Consider the following 17,555-nt stretch of genomic DNA (forward strand, 5'->3'; position numbering starts at 1 on the left):
CCGTCGGCCGGCGTACCGTGGACTGATGCCTGCGGTGACCATCGAGGATCTTGGAGCCTGGCTGCTCAAGGCCAATGGCATGACGTCCGGCCTGGCCGAGTGGCGCCGGGCCGACCGGTGGTGTGTGCGGCCCGGCTATCGCACGCGTCTGATGGCGGCCGGGCAGCCGGTGATCTTCTGGGTGAGTGGTGATCGGCGGCGGGTGACGCCGGGTGTCTGGGCGCTCGGTGAGCTCACCGGCCGGCCCGCCGTGTCGGACGGCAAGCTGCGTGTCCCGCTGCGATTGCACTGGCTGGACGAGGAGCAACGGGTGCATCGGGACTCGTTGCGGGCCGACCCGGGTCTGACCGATCTGGAGGTGTTGCGGCAGCCGCAGGCCGCCAATCCCTCCTTCGTCACCGTCAAGCAGGCGGCGGTGCTCCGGGCCCACCTCCCACCGGCTCACCGTTCGCTACAGCGGACTTTCGTCCAGTAACCCGGCCCGCTGGGCGAGCATCGCCGCCTGCACCCGGTTCTCGCAGCCCAGCTTGGTGAAGACCCGGTAGACGTGGGTCTTGACGGTGCCTTCGGAGACGAACAGCTGCTGGGCGATCTCACCGTTGGACAGCCCTTGGGCCAGCAGGATCAGCACCTCGCGTTCCCGGGTGCTGAGCCCTTCCAGCCGGGCCGAGTCCCGGTCCGGGCGGGCGGCCGGCGCCGGCATCCGGTCCAGCACCTGGCGGGTGATCTTCGGGGAGAGGTAGGCGTTGCCGGCCGCGGCGGCCCGGATCGCGAACGCCAGCTCGTCGGCGGCCGACTCCTTGAGCAGGAATCCGGCGGCACCGGCGGCGAGGGCCTGCGCGACGTATTCGTCCTCCCCGAACGTGGTCAGCACGACCACCTGCACGGCCGGCGCCAGCCGGCGGATCTCGCGCAGGGCGGCCAGGCCGTCCATCACCGGCATCTGGATGTCCAGCAGGGCCACGTCGGGCCGGTGCCGGACGGTCAGTTCGACGGCGGCCCGCCCGTCGGCGGCCTGGGCGACGAGTTCGATGTCGCCGGCCGGCCGCAGGATCGCGTCGATCGCGGTGCGGATCAGCGAGTCGTCGTCGGCCAGCACCACGCGCAGCGCCTCGGTCACGGTGTCTCCTCGAATGCCTGCTTGTCCACCAGTACTCCGTCCCGGAAACAGAATCGGTAGATCTTCTCACCGGTTTCGGTGCGCAGCTGTTCGCGGATCGATCCGGGGTAGTCGAGGCAGGTGGCGCCGCCGGATCGGGTGGTGGTGGCGGTCTCGGCGTCCGGCAACAGGTCGCGCACCTCCGACTCGGGCTGGCCGATCCGGACCGTGTCGTACGTCTGCTGGTCGACCACCACGAGTGCGGTCATCAGCCACAGCCCGGCGCCGCACAGCACCAGGAATCCGGCGATGGACACCGCGACGGTGGCCTGCACGAGCCGGGAGCGTCGCCGGTCCCGTTCGACGAAGGTGGCGAAGTCGGGCCCGGCCGGGACGGTGACGGGTTCGGCGGTGGGCGGGGCCGGATCGTCGCCGAGGTACGGCAGGGTGGCCGCCAGCCGGAATCCGCCGTCCGGGGTGGGGCCGTGGTAGAGCATGCCGTTGGCGACCCGGACGCGTTCGGTCAGCCCGAGCAGGCCCTGCCCGGAGCTGACCCGGACGGTCCGCTGACCGGGTGTGTTGGTGACCCGGGCGATCAGCGCGTCGGACTCGTACCGCAGGAGCAGCACGATCGATCCGCCGTGCGCGTGCCGCAGCGCGTTGGTGAGACCTTCCTGGATCACCCGGTACGCCGCGTGTTCGGTCAGTGCGGCCAGCTCCCGGGGTTCGCCCTCGCGCAGCAGTTCCACCCGGGCGCCGGAGGCACGGGCCTGGTCGGCGAGTTCCTCCAGGCCGGTCAGGGGCCGGACGGTGGATCGCACGTCGTCGTCCGTGCCGAGCAGGCCGAGGATCTGCCGCAGTTCGGTCATCGCGGCCGACGTGGTCTGCCGCATCAGGTCCTTCTCCTCGCCGTCGCGCATCATGCCGGCGTACAGCGAGATCAGGGTCAGTTTGTGGCCGAGCGAGTCGTGCAGGTCGCGGGCGATCCGGGAGCGTTCCCGGGCTCGGGCCTGCCGGGCGATCTCGTCCTGCCGGCTGTGCAGTTGGACGTTGCGCCGGTGCATGGCGGCCAGCAGTTTGCGGCGCCTGCGCACCAGCCGGGCCACGCCGGCCGGCGCGCAGGCCACGACCATGAACATGGCCGACACCAGGATGGCCCAGTCCAGGGTGAGCGGCTCGTCCCAGTAGAAGGAGACCACGAAGCTGGCCCAGCCGACGGCCAGTCCGGCCACCACGTGGCGGATCCGGTCGGCGCGGTAGGCCAGGGAGGCACTCAGCACCGCCAGCAGGATCATGCCCTGCCCGCCGGTGCCGAGACCGATCAGAGCCGCGACTGTGTACGCCCCGACCGGGCTGATCAGCCGTGCCACCATCAGGAGCGGGGTGGTCAGGCCGACCAGCCAGGGGGCGAGCGGGTACCAGTCCGACGCGATCGACGACATCGTCGCCGCGACCGTCACCAGGACCACCAGGCAGATCTCGTACGCCAGACGCCACGTGCCAGCCCCGGCGACCCGTTCACGCCATCGGGCGAAGGACATCGTCATGTCGGAGATCCTGCCGGGAATCGGCACGTGAGTCGTCAGTGCTTCGTGCGAGTCAGCGAGTCAGCGGGTCAACCAAAGTGTTACCGGGGACGGTTTCCGGCCTTGTCGACCACCGCCCGCTCGACCACCGCCGAGGTGCCGGTCAGCGTGCCGGCCCTACCGTCGAGGGTGTCGGCGACGAGGTAGCTGCGCTGGCCCAGGTATTCGAAGGTGGCCGGATCGAAGATCCATTCGGTGCGCTCGTCGAGATACGTCATCGCCACCGCCACTCCCGGCCGGCCCAGCGCGTCGACCGAGTTCTCGACCATGGCCACTCCGGGGATCTTCGCCGCGGCCCGGAACAGTGCCCCGGTCAGAGCCGGTGGCAGCGCCGACTCGTCCACGGCGTCACCGATGTAGTCGAAGGCGGCTCTGTCGCGAGGCACGTTGGTGTCCTCCCGGGTCGCGGTGTAGGCGTGTTCGAGCAGCACATCCGGGTCGGCGGGCAGTTCCGTCAACCTGCGGTGCGGCTCCGGATCCGACAGGACGATGTCGAGCCCCCGCTCCCGGATCAGCCCGTCGCCGGAGCGCAGCGGGATCCAGATCTCCCGGTCGTGCAGCGCCTCCATCACCCGCGGGTCTACACCGGCCTCCTGCTGGGCCGGGCCGTTCTCGGGGAAGGTGAGGAACCCGACCCGGCTCTTGACGTAGACGAAGCCGCTGTCACCGGCCGGGGGCTTCTCCTCGGCGGCGGTGGCGACCCGTTTCAGCAGCACCTCCACTCCGTCCACGGATGCCCGCTGGACCGGGACGATGATCGGTGCGACGTACGACTGCCGGGTCTCGGTGCCGCTCTGCCACGGGCGGATCGCCACCGCGGCTCCGCCGAGCAGCACCACGGCCATGGCCGCCGCCGTGACCAGCGCGATCCGCCACCGGCGGGCCGGCGGGCGCGCGCTGATCCCGGTGATCAGGTTCCGTTTCAGGTCGCGGTGCCGCTCGGGGGTGAGTTCCGGGGCGCCGGCCGGCGGCAGCAGCCGCTGGAGGTCGGCGCGGATCATGTCGTCCGGTTCGTGCTGCCTGGCGCTCATCGGTCCCTCCCGTGGATCGGCTGGGCGGCGGGGATACGGCTCTCGGCGGCGGTACGCCGGTTGGTCAGCTCGTCCTCGGCCAGTGCGCGCAGCCGGTCGCGGGCGCGGGACAGCCGCGAGCGGACGGTGCCGATCGGGATGCCGAGGGCTTCGGCCGCCGACGCGTAGTCCAGCCCGGACCAGACGCAGAGGGTGAACACGTCCCGGTAGGGCTGCCGGAGCCGGGCGAGCGCCGCCTTGGCCGCGGCCAGTTGTTCGACCTCCTGGATCCGGCCGACCACGTCGTCGGCGAAGTCCGGCACCCGCTGCTCGGGGAGGCGTTCCATGGCGGCCCGGTGCCGCCGCATCGTCCGCCGCAGGTTGCGCAGCACGTTGGTGGCGATGCCGAGCAGCCAGGGCAGCACGCTGTCGCCGTCCGGGCGCAGCCGGTGCCGCACCCGCCAGGCCTCGAAGAACGTCAGCGAGACGACGTCCTCGGCCACGCTCCAGTCGGCGGACACCCGGGCCGCGTGCCGGTAGACGGCACCGGCGTGCTCCTCGAAGGCCTGCCCGAACGCCGCGACGTCGCCGGCACGGATCCGTGTTCGTAGTGAGGGGTTCACATCAGGTTCTGTCCGGTGGGGGCGGGAAGTTCCCGGAATTCTTCGATGATTGGCGAGGCTCGCGCAAGGGTAGGAGTGACTGTCGGGCTCCCGTGGACAAGACCGGGAGCATCCGGGCCTCTCCGGTGAATCGGCTAAATGCCCACCGACAGTGTGTATTCCCTGTGCGGGCGCGACCCGTTCGTGCCAGGGTGCAAGGGACAGAAGGAGAGTGTGTTGTCGTTTTACGACCCTGGACAGCTCATGGCCGGCTTCCGGTCGATGAGCATGTTGGCCGGTCTCGTGGAGCGTGGCGGGCGACCCGCGGCGGTCACCCCCACGATTCCGCTCCGGTCGGGGGAGAAGCAGTACGGCTGGTTCCCGGTCGATGTGACCGGCGCCGGCCGCCGTCTCGCGGTGGTCACCAGCGAGCGGCTGATCCTGGGCGACGAGGAGTTCCGGCTGCGGTCGGTGACGAGTCTGCGCCCGCGCCCCGGTGACTTCGCCCTGGTGCTGGACGTCCGGGACGGGCGTTCGGTGGAGGTCGTCGGCCCCTGGGTGCCGTGGCTGGGTGTGGTGCTCTGTGCCGAGTTGCACGGGGCCGCATGGCCGCCCGGTTACGCCCCGGTGATCCCGGCTCCGCGCCGCCGGCGGGAGTTGGTGGACACCCACCGGTAAACCCAGCTCCTGGTCTTCAACGGGATGGCGTCGTTCTTCCACATCCGGTTCATCGCGGCCACCGAGACCTCGCGCAGCCGTGCGAGGCCGGGTAGGGCGGCACGCTGGATGCGCCGTGCACGGCGATGCCCCCGTTGAAGATGAGCCGCCCGTCGGTGGACCGGGCTTCGGGGCGTGCTCCCCGGTCAGGGTCGCCAGAGCTGTCCGCACAGGTCCAGCCGGGATATCTATTCACGAACGTCCACCGATGAACGCCCGGCGTCCACTCGGCCGGGTGGCGTTCCGGCATCCGGTGGAACAGAGCCGAGTAGGCTTTGGCTATGTCATGGAAGGCCAGCGCGCGGCACGGCGTGCGGGAGGCGCCGAACGGTTTCGCCCTAGTCCAGGAGCTGCTGAACACGAGGGCCGCGATGTCGTACGCGCCGGATCTGCTGGCCGGCCCCGACGAGGCCCAGTGGTGGCTGACCGAGACGCTGGGTGTCTGGTCCCAGGTGTCCGGGTTGCCCGCGCCGACCCTGCTGCTGTCCACCGCCGACCTGCGGTCGATGCGCCGGCTGCGGGGTGCGTTCGAGCACGTGGTGCTGGCTGGTGCCCGCCCCGCGCCGGACGACGCGCTGCCCCCGGCCGACGTGCAGGTGAGCCTGGTGCCGGACGGCACCGGCTGGGTGCGGGTGGTGCCGACCGGCCGTGGCATCCGGTGGCTGGCGTCGGCGCTGTGGTCCGAGGCGCTGCTCGCCCAACAGGCCGGGATGTGGCCGCGGCTCAAGCTCTGCAACAACCAGGCCTGCCGGGCCGCCTTCTTCGACACCTCGCGCAACAACAGCGGTGTCTGGCACGACGTCAGCACCTGTGGCAACACGGCGAATCTGCGAGCGTTCCGCGAGCGTCGGCGGACGCACGGTCAAGAACCGTGAAATCGGCGATCTTTGTGCCGTTCGGCCTGGAACTTCGAGGGGTTCTCGGGCGACTATCGGGACATGGCATGTGAGCGGTGGCGCGAGATGCTCTCCGCGCAGTTGGACGGCGAGGACGACCCGGTGCTGCGCCCGCTGGTCGACGAGCACCTGGCCGGGTGTGCCGGCTGCCGGGAGTGGCTGGACCGGGCCGCCGCGGTGAACCGGCTGACGCTGACCGCCCCGGTGCCCGAGGTGCCGGATCTGAGTGCCGCCATCCTGGCCGCGCTGCCGCCGGTGCCGCGCCGGCGGCGGATCCCGGTGGCGGCCCTGCTCTACCTGGCTCTCGCCCTGATCGGCGCGGTGCAGTTGATCCTCGGCCTGACGCAGGTCGGCGGTGGGGTGAGCGCCGGGACCGCACATCACGGCCTGGGCGCGACCCAGGGCCATCTCTGGCACGAGTCGGCGGCGTGGAACGTCGCGGTCGGCGCCGGTTATCTCTTCATCGGGCTGCGCCGCAGCCGGCCGACCGGGCTGGTGCCGATGTTGACCGCTTTCGTCGCGATGCTGCTGCTGATCTCGGTCACCGATCTCACCGGTGGCCGGGTCGACGTGGGCCGGCTGGTCGGCCACGGCTTCGTGATCGTCGGGTACCTGCTGGTGGTGGCGCTGGCCCGGGGTGTCGGCGGGGCCGGGACTCCACCGGGTGCCCGGGTCGGCTCGGGCTGGCGTGCGCGCTTCGACAACGCCTCGGAGGAGGCCGAGCCGGCACCGGCCCGGCCGGGTCTGCGCCTGCTGCCGCCGTTGGGCCCGCTGACCGCCCACCACCGGGACGACCGGGCCGCGTGAGTCACCGGCCGGCCGGGCGGACCGACAGCTCGCGCCACTCGTCCGGCCCGGCCAGCAGGCCGCGGACCATGTCGAGGGCAGCGTCCTCGCTGTCGTACTCGAAGAAGTGGGAGGCGCCGTCGGAACCCCCGGCGCGCTGCTCGACATACCACTGATCGCCGCTGGTCCGTAAGTAGACGTCCTTGCGGGCTATCCGGCCCCACTTGCCGTTCCACCAGTGCTTACGCTGCTCCATCCCGGCACTGTATCGAACATCTGTTCGAACAGCGCCGGGAGGGCGGATCTTTTTCAGCGGGGTGGTTCGTTCCGGTAGATCTGGCCCGGGCCACCACCCTGGTTCTGGGCGAGCAGCAGGTCACGGATCTCGGTGAGGAGCTGGACCTCTTCGCTGGGGGCCTTCGGCGGCGGCTCCTCGCCGCGGCGACGGCGCTCGGCCAGCTTGTTCAGCGGCATGACGACGAGGAAGTAGAGCACCGCCGCGGTCAGCACGAAGGTGATCAGGGTGTTGATGAACGCGGCGTAGGTGAAGATCACGCCGTCTTTCGGCGACAGCTCACCGGCCAGCTCACCGGTGCCACCGGAGATCCACTTGATCAGCGGCTCCAGGAACGACTTGGTGAAGCTGGTGACGACCGCGGTGAAGGCGGTACCGATCACGACGCCGACCGCGAGGTCGACGACGTTGCCGCGCATGATGAAGTCTTTGAAGCCTTGGAACATCTCTCGCATGGGCGCTCCCGGGGGCCGGTTTGTCAGTCCGGCGACGGGGGTGCCCGTCACCGGTCGACGACAAACTACGCCGCACGGCGCCTCAGTCGAGGGCTGGCTCCTCGGCGGTGACCGCCTCGTCCACCGTCGGGTAGGTGTGCAGCACCTCGACCAGCCCGCTCACCTCTAGGATGCGCAGCACACCGCGCTGCGGAGCGGCCAGGCGGACCGTGCCGCCGGCGTCGTCGGTGCTGTTCTTCGCGCGCACGAAGACCGAGAGCCCGGTCGAGTCGCAGAAGGACACCTCGGCCAGGTCGAAGACCAGGCGGGTCCGTCCCTTCTCCAGCAGGTCACTGATCTGATCCTGCAGCTGGGGGGCGGTCGCCATGTCGAGCTCGCCCGCGACCGACACGACCACCATGTCGTCGCGCTGTTCCGTTTGTACCGTCAGGGACATTCGCCGACCTCCAGTTATTGCTGAACGGTACTCCACGTACCCGCGGACGCGCAGAACGGGACGGACCTTTGAGCCGTGTCCGTTACTTGACCTACAGCAACTAACGGACACGCCGATGGTAAAGTCCGGCCGTTGCGAACGATCGCGTGGTGGGAGGAGCAGCGATGCCGCTGAGTCCGGACGAGGCGACTCGCTTCGCCGCATTGCTCTCGGGGCAGGCCGGGCCGTTGACGGCCCGCTGGACCGAATTGGTCACCGCGAGCCTGCGGGGCCGGCTGAGCGGTGCCGAGTTGCAGAGGCAGAGCGCCGAGCTTCAGCGCGCCTTCGAGCAGGCCTTCGCCGGTGGCGCCACCGACCTCGGCGACGAGGCCGCCGCCGAGTTGCGCGCCCAGCTCAGCGAGCTGTCCAGCACCCGGGCCCGGCAGGGCTTCACCGCCACCGAGACGGCAGTCAGCGTCTACGCCCTCAAGGAGGCGACGCTGGAGATCCTCGGCAACCGGGACGACCCCGCCACCCTGCGTGACTACGTGGCCTTCTCCGGTTTTGTGGATCAGGCCGCGCTGTTCACCTTCGACAGCTACGTCCGGGTCCGCGAGTCACTCATCGCCGACCAGGCCGAGCAGCTGCTCGAGCTGTCCACCCCGGTGGTCAAGCTGTGGGAGGGCGTGGTGGCCGTCCCGCTGGTCGGCACCCTCGACTCGGCGCGCGCCCAGGTGGTGATGGAGCGCCTGCTGCAGACCCTGGTGGACACCGGCTCGCCGTACGCGATCATCGACATCACCGGTGTGCCAGCCGTCGACACCCAGGTCGCCCAGCACATCCTCAAGACCGTGGTGGCCGCCCGGCTGATGGGCGCTGACTGCATCATCTCCGGCATCCGGCCACAGATCGCGCAGACCATCGTCGCGCTGGGCATCGAGTTCGGCGACATCGCCACCAAGTCCTCCCTCGCCGACGCGCTGCGGCACGTGATCAGCCAGAACAAGCGAACGGGTCGCTGACATGGAGCGGGTCCCGGTCCTGAAGATCGGCGACATCCTGCTGGTCTCCATCCAGATCGACATGGAGGACCAGGTCGCCCTGCAACTGCAGGAGGATCTGGCCGACCGGATCGTCGCCACCGGCGTCCACGGTGTGATCATCGACATCAGCGCGCTCGACATCGTCGACTCCTTCGTCGGGCGCACGCTCGCGGCCATCGCCTCGGTCTCCCGGGTGCTGGACGCCGAGACGGTCGTGGTCGGCATGCGCCCGGCGGTGGCGATCACCCTGGTCGAGCTGGGGCTGTCACTGCCCGGCATCCGCACCGCTCTCAACGTCGAGCTGGGCATCGCCATGCTGGCCAGAGACGGCGACGATGACGACCTGGCCGCGGTATTCACGCCGTGAACGACGACAGCCAGCGCCAACCGGTGGTGACCGACCAGGACGTCGTCCGGGTCCGTCAGATGGTGCGCACGCTCGCGGTGGCGGTGAAGCTGTCTCTGGTGGACCAGACGAAACTGGTCACCGCGGCGAGTGAGCTGGCTCGCAACACGCTGGTCTACGGCGGCGGCGGCGAGGTCGTGGTGACCCGCGTGCAGAACGACCGGCGAGCCGGGATCCGGATAGTTTTCGCCGACCATGGACCGGGTATCGCCGATCTGGACCTGGCCCTCACCGACGGCTACACCACCGGCGGCGGGCTCGGGCTGGGTCTCAGTGGCGCACGCCGCCTGGTCGACGAGTTCACCATCGACACCGAACCAGGTAAAGGCACCACCATTACGATCGTGAAGTGGTGCCGATGAGCGGAGGTGCGGTGGCGTCCCTACCCGACGGGCTCCTGGACGGAGGGGTCTGGTTCCGGGTGGAGGAGGCCGGATCGGCATCCGCCGTCCGCCGGGCCGCCGAGCGCCTCGCTGCCGAGCTGGCCATCCCCGAGAAACGGATCGCCGACCTCGCCATCGCCGCCTCCGAGGCAGCCGGCAACCTGGTCAAACACGCCGTCCAGGGGGTCATCCTGGTCCGCACGGTCCGGACCGAGGATCAGGCCGGCGTCGAGCTGATCATAGTGGACAGCGGTCCCGGCATGGCCGACGTGCAGCGGGCCATCGGCGACGGGCACTCCACCGCCGGCACCCTCGGGATCGGCTTCGGGGCGATCCTGCGCCAGGCCAGCCGGTGGGATCTGCACTCGGTGCCGGGCAAGGGCACCGTGATGGCGGTGCAGGTGTGGCCGGGCGCCGTGCCCGAGCCGGCCTGGGCCGCCGGGCTGACCCGGCCGATCACCGGCGAGACGGCCTGTGGTGACGCCTGGGCGATCCGGGAGGTCGACGGCCGCCGGCAGATGCTGGTCAGCGACGGCCTCGGCCACGGCGGGCTGGCCGCGGCCGCCTCGCACGAGGCGGTGCGGGTGTTCCGCTCCGCACCGGCCGGGCCACCCGCTCAGGTGGTGGAGACCCTGCACCGCGCTCTCGGGCACACCCGCGGCGCCGCGCTGGCAGTCGCCGAACCGGACCTGACGGCCGGGGTGATCCGCTACGCCGGGCTGGGCAACATCTCCGGCACCGTGCTCGGCCCGGACGGCACCCGCCGTGGCATGGTGTCGATGCCCGGCATCGCCGGCCACCAGCGACGCCAGGTCCGGGAGTACGACTACCCCCTGCTTCCCGGCGCGACAGTGCTGATGCACACCGACGGTGTGGTCGACAGGTGGACCGCGGCCGACTACCCCGGCCTGCTCAGCCACCACGCCGAGGTGATCGCGGCGACCGTGCTGCGCGACGCCGGCATCCGCCGTGACGACGCCGGTGTGCTGGTGGCCCGGTTCTCATGACCGCCGAACCGCTGCTGCGCATGCGCCTGCGGGTCGAGCAGGACATCTTCGTGGTGCGTCAACTGGGCCGCGAGGTGGCCCGCGCGGTCGGCCTGGAGTCGCAGGATCAGACCCGGATGGCGACCGCGCTCAGCGAGGTGGCCCGGGTCATGGTCGCGGGTGGGCGGGATACCGACGTCACGTTCGCGATAGAGGAGAACGGGGTAACTTCGCTGCGGGTGTCGATGGGATACCCGGAGCCCGGCCGGGCGGGCCGGCTCGGTCAGCAGGTGCAGCATGTCGGCCGCCTGGTCGACACGATGGAGGTCGACGATGACGGGACCGGCACGATCGTCCGGATGTCGCGGCGTCTGCCGTTCGGCGCGCCGCGGCTGACCCCGGATCGTATGGACGAGATCCGAGCCGAGCTGGCCCAGCACGTGCCGGGGACTCCCCTGGACGAGCTGGCCGTGCAGAACCAGCAGCTGATCGCCGCCCTCGACGAGGTCCGGGCGCAGCGCGACGACCTGGCCCGGCTGAACGCCGAGCTGGAGGAGACCAACCGCGGTGTGATGGCCCTCTACAACCAGCTCTCCGAGGAGCTGGAGGAGACCAACCGGGGTGTGGTCGCCCTCTACGCCGAGCTCGACGAGAAGTCGGCCCAGCTGCGCGCCGCGAGTGAGGCGAAGAGCCGCTTCCTGGCCAACGTCAGCCACGAGCTGCGGGCCCCGGTCACCGCGATCATCGGGCTCGGCCGGCTGCTCACCGACTCCGGCTCCGACGAGCTGACCAGCGAGCAGGACCGGCAGGTGGGCCTGATCCGCACCTCCGCCAGTGATCTTCTGACCCTGGTCAACGACCTGCTCGACCTGGCCAAGGCGGAAGCCGGGCGGATCGAGCCGAACTGGACCGAGGTCGACCTCAAGGCGATGTTCGGCCAGCTGCGCGGCACCCTGCGGCCGCTGGCCACCCGTCCCGAGGTGGAGTTCGCGGTCGAGGAGCCAGGCCTGCCCACATTCCGCTCCGACGAGGTGCTGCTCGCCCAGATCCTGCGCAACCTGCTCACCAACGCGATCAAGTTCACCGAGTCCGGCTCGGTCCGGCTCAGTGTGCGCACGGTCGGCGGTGACGCCGAGTTCGTGGTCGCGGACACCGGCATCGGCATCCCGCCCGAGCTGCAGGAGCGTGTCTTCGAGGAGTTCTACCAGGTGCCCGGCAGCAAACCGGTGAGCGGCAAGGGCACCGGCCTGGGCCTGCCCTACGCCCGGCGGCTGGCCGGCATCCTCGGCGGCGCCCTGCGAGTCGACTCGGCACCCGGCGCGGGCAGCACTTTCACCCTGTGTCTGCCGATCACGTCATGACCGACCCGCGCAGTCCCGCCACCCTGCTCGTCGTCGACGACAGCGCCACCAAGCGGTACCTGCTGGTCAGCTGGCTCAGCCGGGCCGGGTTCACGGTGCACGAGGCGGAGACCGGCGGCGAGGCTTTGACCCGCCTCCTCGAACTCCCCGTCGACCTGGTCGTCCTGGACGTCAAGCTGCCCGACATGAACGGGTTCGAGGTCTGCGAGCAGATCAAGACCGATTCCCGGTACGGCGTACTCCCGGTGATCCACGTGTCCGCCCACGCCGTCGACGTCGTCGATCGCGCGCAGGGACTCAACCGGGGCGCCGACGCCTACCTGGTCGAACCGATCGAGCCGGACGAGCTGATCGCCACCGTTCAGGCCGTGCTCCGCTACTACCGGGCCCGGAAGCGCGCCGAACTCCTCGCCGAACGGATGGTCAAGCTGGCCGAGGCCACCCTGGCGATCAACTCGGCGCCCACCCTGCCGGCTCTGCTGGCGGCCGCCGCCGAGGGCGCCCAGGAGATCTTCGGCAGCCCGGTGGTGGTGGCCGCGGAGACCTCGGAGGGCGAGAGCCTGGCCGCGGTGGGCCGCCCGGCGACCATCCGCCGCTGGCCGGTCCCCGGTCAGCCGGTGACCGTCGGCTCCCTGGTCCGCAGCGACGAGCCGGCCGACTGGGACGTCACCGAGTGGCCGGAGGACGAGACGGTCGTCGCGGTCGCGGCGGCCCGGCTGCGTGTCGACCGGCCGCCGGTCTACGTGGCGGTGCCCGGCCGGTCGCAGACCCCCGGTTTCCCGGTGTTGCGGCAGCTCTCCCAGGCGGTCGCGGCCGCGGTGGAGGCGCAACGCTCCTACGACGAGGAGCACCGGATCGCGGTCACCCTGCAGCGCAGCCTGCTGCAGTCCCGGCTGCCGGACGTACCGGGCCTGCAGGTCGGTGTCCTCTACGAGCCGGCCGGCGCGCAGACCGAGGTGGGCGGCGACTTCTACGAACTGACCGTGGTCGGCGACCATCTGCTGGTGGCGATCGGGGACGTGGCCGGCCACTCCCTGCACGCGGCCACGGTGATGGCCGAGATCCGGCACGCGGTCAGGGCGTACGCCATCGAGGGCCACTCGCCCGGCGAGGTCCTGGAGCTGGTCAACCGTTTCATGCGGGCGGTCCTGCCGACCGACTCGGCCACCCTGTGCCTGCTCACCCTGGAACCGTCGACCGGCCACATCCGGATGGCCACCGCCGGCCATCTGCCGCCGCTCGTGCACGTCGACGGCGAGGTGCGGTTCCTGGAGCCGCGCGGCGCCCTGCTCGGTATCGCCGCGCCCCGCCGGGCCGAGCTGGAGTTCGACCTGCCTCCGGGCGGGACCCTGGTCCTCTACACCGACGGCCTGATCGAACGCCGCGACACCGACATCGACGAGGGCCTGAACGCGCTGGCCGCCTGTGCCGCCGAGGTGGAGCCGGATCTGGACGCGTTCTGCCGCCGTCTGCACACCCAGCTGAGCGGCCCCGGCGACCAGGCCGACGACATCGCCGTCGTCGCGGTCCGCCGTACCGCCTAGCCAGTGTTACGGATCAATAACGTCATCGCCGGTGTTCAGCATCTATCCACCCATAGTCCAGGTCGATCCTGGATCGTCGTCTCCTATGCAACGCACTACCGGAATCGCCGCGCTCGTCGCCCTCACGACCCTTGCCGCCGGCGGTCCGGCGTTCGCCGCCCAGCGACCGTCCCGCGAGATAACCGCGGCCGTGGAGACTCCGGCCCTCTTCGACGACGAGGCCGGCGGTGACGCGGACGCCGACGATCCGGCGATCTGGGTCAACCCCTCCGACAAGTCCCGCAGCCTGGTCATCGGCACCGCCAAGAACGGCGGCTTGCGCGTCTACGACCTGAAGGGCCGTGAGGTCCAGTCGATCGCCACTCCCGACGGCGGCCGGTTCAACAACGTGGACATCCTGACCGGCTTCACCTTCGGCCAGCGCAAGGTCGACGTGGCCGTGGTCACCGACCGCGGCTTGGACAAGCTGCGCATCTACCGGATCGAGGCGTCCGGGCTCACCGACATCACCTCGGCCGACGCGCCGCTGCTGTTCTCGAAGAGCCAGGCGGAGGTCGAGGAGCAGGCCACCGGCTACGGTGTCGCCGTCTACGGCCGCTACGCCGTCGTCAGCCGCCGGCACAGCACCCGGCTGGGCATCTTCCGGCTGGAGGAGCGGAACGGCAAGGTCACCTACCGCACCACCGACACCCTCGACCTGCCCCGCGAGTTCCGCCTCCCGGACGGTAGCACCTGGTCGCCGTGTGCCGAGCCGGGCGAGGATCCACAGGTGGAGGGCATGGTGGTGGACACCGACGCGGGTGTCCTCTACGTCGCGCAGGAGGATGTCGCCCTCTGGCGGATCAATCTGGCCGGCGGCACGTTCAGCAGCATTCCGCGCATCGTCGAACGGGTCCGCGAATTCGGCGAGCCGGCTTCCTACGACCCCGAGTCGGAGGAGTGCACCGTCGAATACACGAACGGCACCGGCGGCCGGATCAGCGCCGACGTCGAGGGCGCGACCATCTATCCGACCGGAAAACGCGACGGCTATCTGATCGTCTCCAGCCAGGGCGACAGCCGATTCTTCGTCTATGACCGGCGCACCAACAAACCGGTCACCATCTTCTCGGTGGTGGACGGCAAGCGGACCGACGGCGTCCAGCACTCCGACGGCGCCGCGGTGACCTCGGTGGCACTCCCCGGCTACCCGAAGGGCCTCCTGGTCCTCCACGACGGCGAGAACACCCCCGACGGCGGCCGGACCAGCACCAACTTCAAGTTCGTCGACTGGCGTTCGCTGAATCTGAGTTCCTGAGAGAAAACCCCATTCCGCCGGTACGCCTACACCTTCCACAGGCGCACCGGCGGCCTCTCGGCTTCGCCGCTGCCGGCATCCCGTAAAGCCGACCGGATATCAGCGGGACTCCAGAAAGGACCGCCATTCCCGCTCGATCGTCTGGTAGTGCAGCTCGGCCGACACGGCCAGACCATTGCGGCTGATGTGCACGCCGGGAAATCCGCTCACGTTGTTGAGCCGCTGCATCAGCCCGGCACCGCCGCTCAGGAACTCCCGCTCGAACGCCGGGTCCAGGTCCAGCGTGACGAACACCTGCCGCTGCACGGCGACCTGGCGGATGTTCCGCACCACGGTCCACGGAATGACCTGCTCCGACAGCCGAACGTCCCGCACACCGGCCGGCCCCACCTCGATCACCGGCCCCCGCCGGAACAGCTGCCGCCCGATCTTGACGATCCCGAGCCCGAACAGCAGCACGCCGACCAGGCTGATCAGGAGGATGAGGATCCGCGCCCAGTTCCCCCAGCTGGCCGCAACCATCGCCAGGCTGAGCCCGGTGAGCACCAAGGCCCCCACGAACAGCCCCAGCGTCCTGGGTATCGACCGGTACACCAGCATCCCGGCATGGTAGCCAAACGCATCCCCGCGCCACCACAACCGCGTCGCGCCCGGCCCGGTGGTCGCGCATTCCGGAAATGCAGCAAACCCGGAAATGCAGAAAGGCCCACCCGATAACCCGGGTGGGCCTTTCCACAAGTTGAGTCCGGCGGCGTCCTACTCTCCCACACCCTCCCGAGTGCAGTACCATCGGCGCTGGAGGGCTTAGCNAACCGGGCGTTTCCCCTCCGCTATGACCACCGAAACAGCCATCAGCAGAACAAACCAGCAACCTCTCAGACCGTCACCGGCCCACAAAGGGTGGTTGTTCGTTTGCTGTGAATCACACAGTGGACGCAAGTAAAAAGTTTAAAGTGGTTAAGCCCTCGGCCTATTAGTACCGGTCAACTCAACACGTTACCGTGCTTACATCTCCGGCCTATCAACCCAGTAGTCTAGCTGGGAGCCTTACCCACTCAAAGGTGGTGGGATACCTCATCTCGAAGNCCTACTCTCCCACACCCTCCCGAGTGCAGTACCATCGGCGCTGGAGGGCTTAGCTACCGGGTTCGGAATGTAACCGGGCGTTTCCCCTCCGCTATGACCACCGAAACAGCCATCAGCAGAAAAAACCAGCAACCCCAATCTCTCGGGGGTGGTCGTTCGTTTGCTGTGAATCACACAGTGGACGCAAGTAAAAAGTTTAAAGTGGTTAAGCTCTCGGCCTATTAGTACCGGTCAACTCAACACGTTACCGTGCTTACATCTCCGGCCTATCAACCCAGTAGTCTAGCTGGGAGCCTTACCCACTCAAAGGTGGTGGGATACCTCATCTCGAAGCGAGCTTCCCGCTTAGATGCTTTCAGCGGTTATCCCTTCCGAACGTAGCCAACCAGCCATGCTCCTGGCGGAACAACTGGCACACCAGAGGTTCGTCCGTCCCGGTCCTCTCGTACTAGGGACAGCCCTTCTCAAGTATCCAACGCGCACGGCGGATAGGGACCGAACTGTCTCACGACGTTCTAAACCCAGCTCGCGTACCGCTTTAATGGGCGAACAGCCCAACCCTTGGGACCTGCTACAGCCCCAGGATGCGACGAGCCGACATCGAGGTGCCAAACCATCCCGTCGATATGGACTCTTGGGGAAGATCAGCCTGTTATCCCCGGGGTACCTTTTATCCGTTGAGCGACACCGCTTCCACACGCAAGTGCCGGATCACTAGTCCCGACTTTCGTCCCTGCTCGACCCGTCAGTCTCACAGTCAAGCTCCCTTGTGCACTTACACTCAACACCTGATTGCCAACCAGGCTGAGGGAACCTTTGGGCGCCTCCGTTACCCTTTAGGAGGCAACCGCCCCAGTTAAACTACCCACCAGACACTGTCCCTCGACCCGATCAGGGCCGCAAGTTAGATACCCAAACCCAACAGAGTGGTATTTCAACAGCGCCTCCACCCGAACTGGCGTCCGAGCTTCACCGGCTCCCACCTATCCTACACAATTAAATTCAGATACCAATGTCAAGCTATAGTAAAGGTCCCGGGGTCTTTCCGTCCTGCCGCGCGTAACGAGCATCTTTACTCGTACTGCAATTTCGCCGGGCCTGTGGTTGAGACAGTGGGGAAGTCGTTACGCCATTCGTGCAGGTCGGAACTTACCCGACAAGGAATTTCGCTACCTTAGGATGGTTATAGTTACCACCGCCGTTTACTGGCGCTTAAGTTCTCCGCTTCGCCATTGCTGGCTAACAGGTCCCCTTAACGTTCCAGCACCGGGCAGGCGTCAGTCCATATACATCGTCTTACGACTTGGCATGGACCTGTGTTTTTAGTAAACAGTCGCTTCCCCCTGCTCTCTGCGGCCATACCACGCTCCACCAGCAAGTGGCTTCACGCGTCCGGCCCCCCTTCTCCCTAAGTTACGGGGGCAATTTGCCGAGTTCCTTAACCACAGTTCACCCGTCGCCTCGGTATTCTCTACCTGACCACCTGTGTCGGTTTAGGGTACGGGCCGCTCAAAGCTCGCTAGAGGCTTTTCTCGGCAGCATAGGATCAATGACTTCACCAGAACGGCTCGGCATCACGTCTCAGCCT

General features: G+C 68.8%; 19 protein-coding genes and 3 rRNA genes. 11 read left to right on the top strand and 11 right to left on the bottom strand.

The window, feature by feature from the left end; translation table 11 throughout:
- The first annotated feature begins 25 nt into the window (after nucleotides 1-25).
- Nucleotides 26-475, top strand: coding sequence for a hypothetical protein (locus ACQ0O7_RS41055; protein WP_430791154.1), 450 nt, complete (start codon nucleotides 26-28; stop codon nucleotides 473-475).
- On the opposite strand, the gene ACQ0O7_RS41060 is transcribed toward ACQ0O7_RS41055, so the two are convergent.
- From ACQ0O7_RS41060 to ACQ0O7_RS41075, 4 genes are all read right to left on the bottom strand, one after another.
- Nucleotides 452-1,120 (bottom strand): response regulator transcription factor, encoded by a 669-nt coding sequence (locus ACQ0O7_RS41060; protein ID WP_430791156.1) that lies wholly within the window; start codon nucleotides 1,118-1,120, stop codon nucleotides 452-454. The two genes, ACQ0O7_RS41055 and ACQ0O7_RS41060, sit on opposite strands and share 24 nt — an antisense overlap.
- The gene (locus tag ACQ0O7_RS41065; RefSeq protein WP_430791158.1) at nucleotides 1,117-2,646 is read right to left on the bottom strand and encodes a sensor histidine kinase; all 1,530 of its coding nucleotides are present in this window, start codon (nucleotides 2,644-2,646) and stop codon (nucleotides 1,117-1,119) included. The genes ACQ0O7_RS41060 and ACQ0O7_RS41065 overlap by 4 nt, the downstream gene beginning before the upstream one ends.
- An 80-nt stretch (nucleotides 2,647-2,726) precedes the next feature.
- Complete coding sequence (locus ACQ0O7_RS41070; protein ID WP_430791160.1) at nucleotides 2,727-3,716, bottom strand: CU044_5270 family protein; 990 nt, start codon at nucleotides 3,714-3,716, stop codon at nucleotides 2,727-2,729.
- Nucleotides 3,713-4,318, bottom strand: a complete 606-nt coding sequence (locus ACQ0O7_RS41075; RefSeq protein ID WP_430791162.1) for an RNA polymerase sigma factor — start codon at nucleotides 4,316-4,318, stop codon at nucleotides 3,713-3,715. Before ACQ0O7_RS41075 ends, ACQ0O7_RS41070 begins: the two co-directional genes overlap by 4 nt.
- A gap of 216 nt (nucleotides 4,319-4,534) precedes the next feature.
- Here ACQ0O7_RS41075 and ACQ0O7_RS41080 point away from each other — a divergent pair, with 216 nt between their 5' ends.
- The 3 genes from ACQ0O7_RS41080 (at nucleotide 4,535) to ACQ0O7_RS41090 (ending at nucleotide 6,717) form a co-directional block, all read left to right on the top strand.
- The gene (locus ACQ0O7_RS41080) at nucleotides 4,535-4,975 is read left to right on the top strand and encodes a hypothetical protein (protein ID WP_430791164.1); all 441 of its coding nucleotides are present in this window, start codon (nucleotides 4,535-4,537) and stop codon (nucleotides 4,973-4,975) included.
- Nucleotides 4,976-5,295: 320 nt separating this feature from the next.
- Nucleotides 5,296-5,889, top strand: a complete 594-nt coding sequence (locus ACQ0O7_RS41085; RefSeq protein ID WP_430791166.1) for a CGNR zinc finger domain-containing protein — start codon at nucleotides 5,296-5,298, stop codon at nucleotides 5,887-5,889.
- A gap of 63 nt (nucleotides 5,890-5,952) precedes the next feature.
- Complete coding sequence (locus ACQ0O7_RS41090; protein WP_430791168.1) at nucleotides 5,953-6,717, top strand: zf-HC2 domain-containing protein; 765 nt, start codon at nucleotides 5,953-5,955, stop codon at nucleotides 6,715-6,717.
- 1 nt (nucleotide 6,718) lies between these two features.
- On the opposite strand, the gene ACQ0O7_RS41095 is transcribed toward ACQ0O7_RS41090, so the two are convergent.
- From ACQ0O7_RS41095 to ACQ0O7_RS41105, 3 genes are all read right to left on the bottom strand, one after another.
- A complete protein-coding gene (locus ACQ0O7_RS41095) occupies nucleotides 6,719-6,952 on the bottom strand; it encodes a hypothetical protein (protein ID WP_430791170.1) in 234 nt (77 codons plus the stop codon).
- 53 nt (nucleotides 6,953-7,005) lie between these two features.
- Nucleotides 7,006-7,437, bottom strand: coding sequence for a large conductance mechanosensitive channel protein MscL (gene mscL / locus ACQ0O7_RS41100; RefSeq protein WP_430791189.1), 432 nt, complete (start codon nucleotides 7,435-7,437; stop codon nucleotides 7,006-7,008).
- Nucleotides 7,438-7,528: 91 nt separating this feature from the next.
- Complete coding sequence (locus ACQ0O7_RS41105; RefSeq protein WP_106330995.1) at nucleotides 7,529-7,882, bottom strand: STAS domain-containing protein; 354 nt, start codon at nucleotides 7,880-7,882, stop codon at nucleotides 7,529-7,531.
- Between the two features lie 164 nt (nucleotides 7,883-8,046).
- Here ACQ0O7_RS41105 and ACQ0O7_RS41110 point away from each other — a divergent pair, with 164 nt between their 5' ends.
- From ACQ0O7_RS41110 to ACQ0O7_RS41140, 7 genes are all read left to right on the top strand, one after another.
- Nucleotides 8,047-8,883 carry an STAS domain-containing protein gene (locus tag ACQ0O7_RS41110; protein WP_430791173.1) on the top strand — a complete coding sequence of 279 codons (837 nt, stop codon included), beginning with the start codon at nucleotides 8,047-8,049 and terminating at the stop codon, nucleotides 8,881-8,883.
- Nucleotide 8,884: 1 nt separating this feature from the next.
- Nucleotides 8,885-9,271, top strand: a complete 387-nt coding sequence (locus tag ACQ0O7_RS41115) for an STAS domain-containing protein (protein ID WP_430791175.1) — start codon at nucleotides 8,885-8,887, stop codon at nucleotides 9,269-9,271.
- Nucleotides 9,268-9,672 (top strand): ATP-binding protein, encoded by a 405-nt coding sequence (locus tag ACQ0O7_RS41120; RefSeq protein WP_430791177.1) that lies wholly within the window; start codon nucleotides 9,268-9,270, stop codon nucleotides 9,670-9,672. Before ACQ0O7_RS41115 ends, ACQ0O7_RS41120 begins: the two co-directional genes overlap by 4 nt.
- Complete coding sequence (locus tag ACQ0O7_RS41125) at nucleotides 9,669-10,700, top strand: SpoIIE family protein phosphatase (protein ID WP_430791179.1); 1,032 nt, start codon at nucleotides 9,669-9,671, stop codon at nucleotides 10,698-10,700. Before ACQ0O7_RS41120 ends, ACQ0O7_RS41125 begins: the two co-directional genes overlap by 4 nt.
- A complete protein-coding gene (locus tag ACQ0O7_RS41130) occupies nucleotides 10,697-12,040 on the top strand; it encodes an ATP-binding protein (RefSeq protein WP_430791181.1) in 1,344 nt (447 codons plus the stop codon). Before ACQ0O7_RS41125 ends, ACQ0O7_RS41130 begins: the two co-directional genes overlap by 4 nt.
- Nucleotides 12,037-13,584: a SpoIIE family protein phosphatase gene (locus ACQ0O7_RS41135; RefSeq protein ID WP_430791183.1), complete on the top strand. Its 1,548-nt coding sequence runs from the start codon at nucleotides 12,037-12,039 to the stop codon at nucleotides 13,582-13,584. The genes ACQ0O7_RS41130 and ACQ0O7_RS41135 overlap by 4 nt, the downstream gene beginning before the upstream one ends.
- An 85-nt stretch (nucleotides 13,585-13,669) precedes the next feature.
- Nucleotides 13,670-14,881 (top strand): phytase, encoded by a 1,212-nt coding sequence (locus ACQ0O7_RS41140; protein WP_430791185.1) that lies wholly within the window; start codon nucleotides 13,670-13,672, stop codon nucleotides 14,879-14,881.
- Between the two features lie 99 nt (nucleotides 14,882-14,980).
- Here ACQ0O7_RS41140 and ACQ0O7_RS41145 read toward each other — a convergent pair whose 3' ends face one another.
- The 4 genes from ACQ0O7_RS41145 to ACQ0O7_RS41160 form a co-directional block, all read right to left on the bottom strand.
- On the bottom strand, nucleotides 14,981-15,481 hold the full coding sequence (locus ACQ0O7_RS41145; RefSeq protein ID WP_430791187.1) for an STM3941 family protein: 501 nt from the start codon (nucleotides 15,479-15,481) through the stop codon (nucleotides 14,981-14,983).
- Nucleotides 15,482-15,624: 143 nt separating this feature from the next.
- A 5S ribosomal RNA gene (rrf, locus tag ACQ0O7_RS41150) occupies nucleotides 15,625-15,725 on the bottom strand.
- Between the two features lie 233 nt (nucleotides 15,726-15,958).
- Nucleotides 15,959-16,072: ribosomal RNA gene (gene rrf / locus ACQ0O7_RS41155) — 5S ribosomal RNA — on the bottom strand.
- Between the two features lie 96 nt (nucleotides 16,073-16,168).
- Nucleotides 16,169-17,555, bottom strand: a 23S ribosomal RNA gene (locus ACQ0O7_RS41160); the annotation flags it as partial.

This window comes from Actinoplanes sp. G11-F43 (assembly GCF_050589265.1).
Classification (GTDB): Bacteria; Actinomycetota; Actinomycetes; order Mycobacteriales; family Micromonosporaceae; genus Actinoplanes.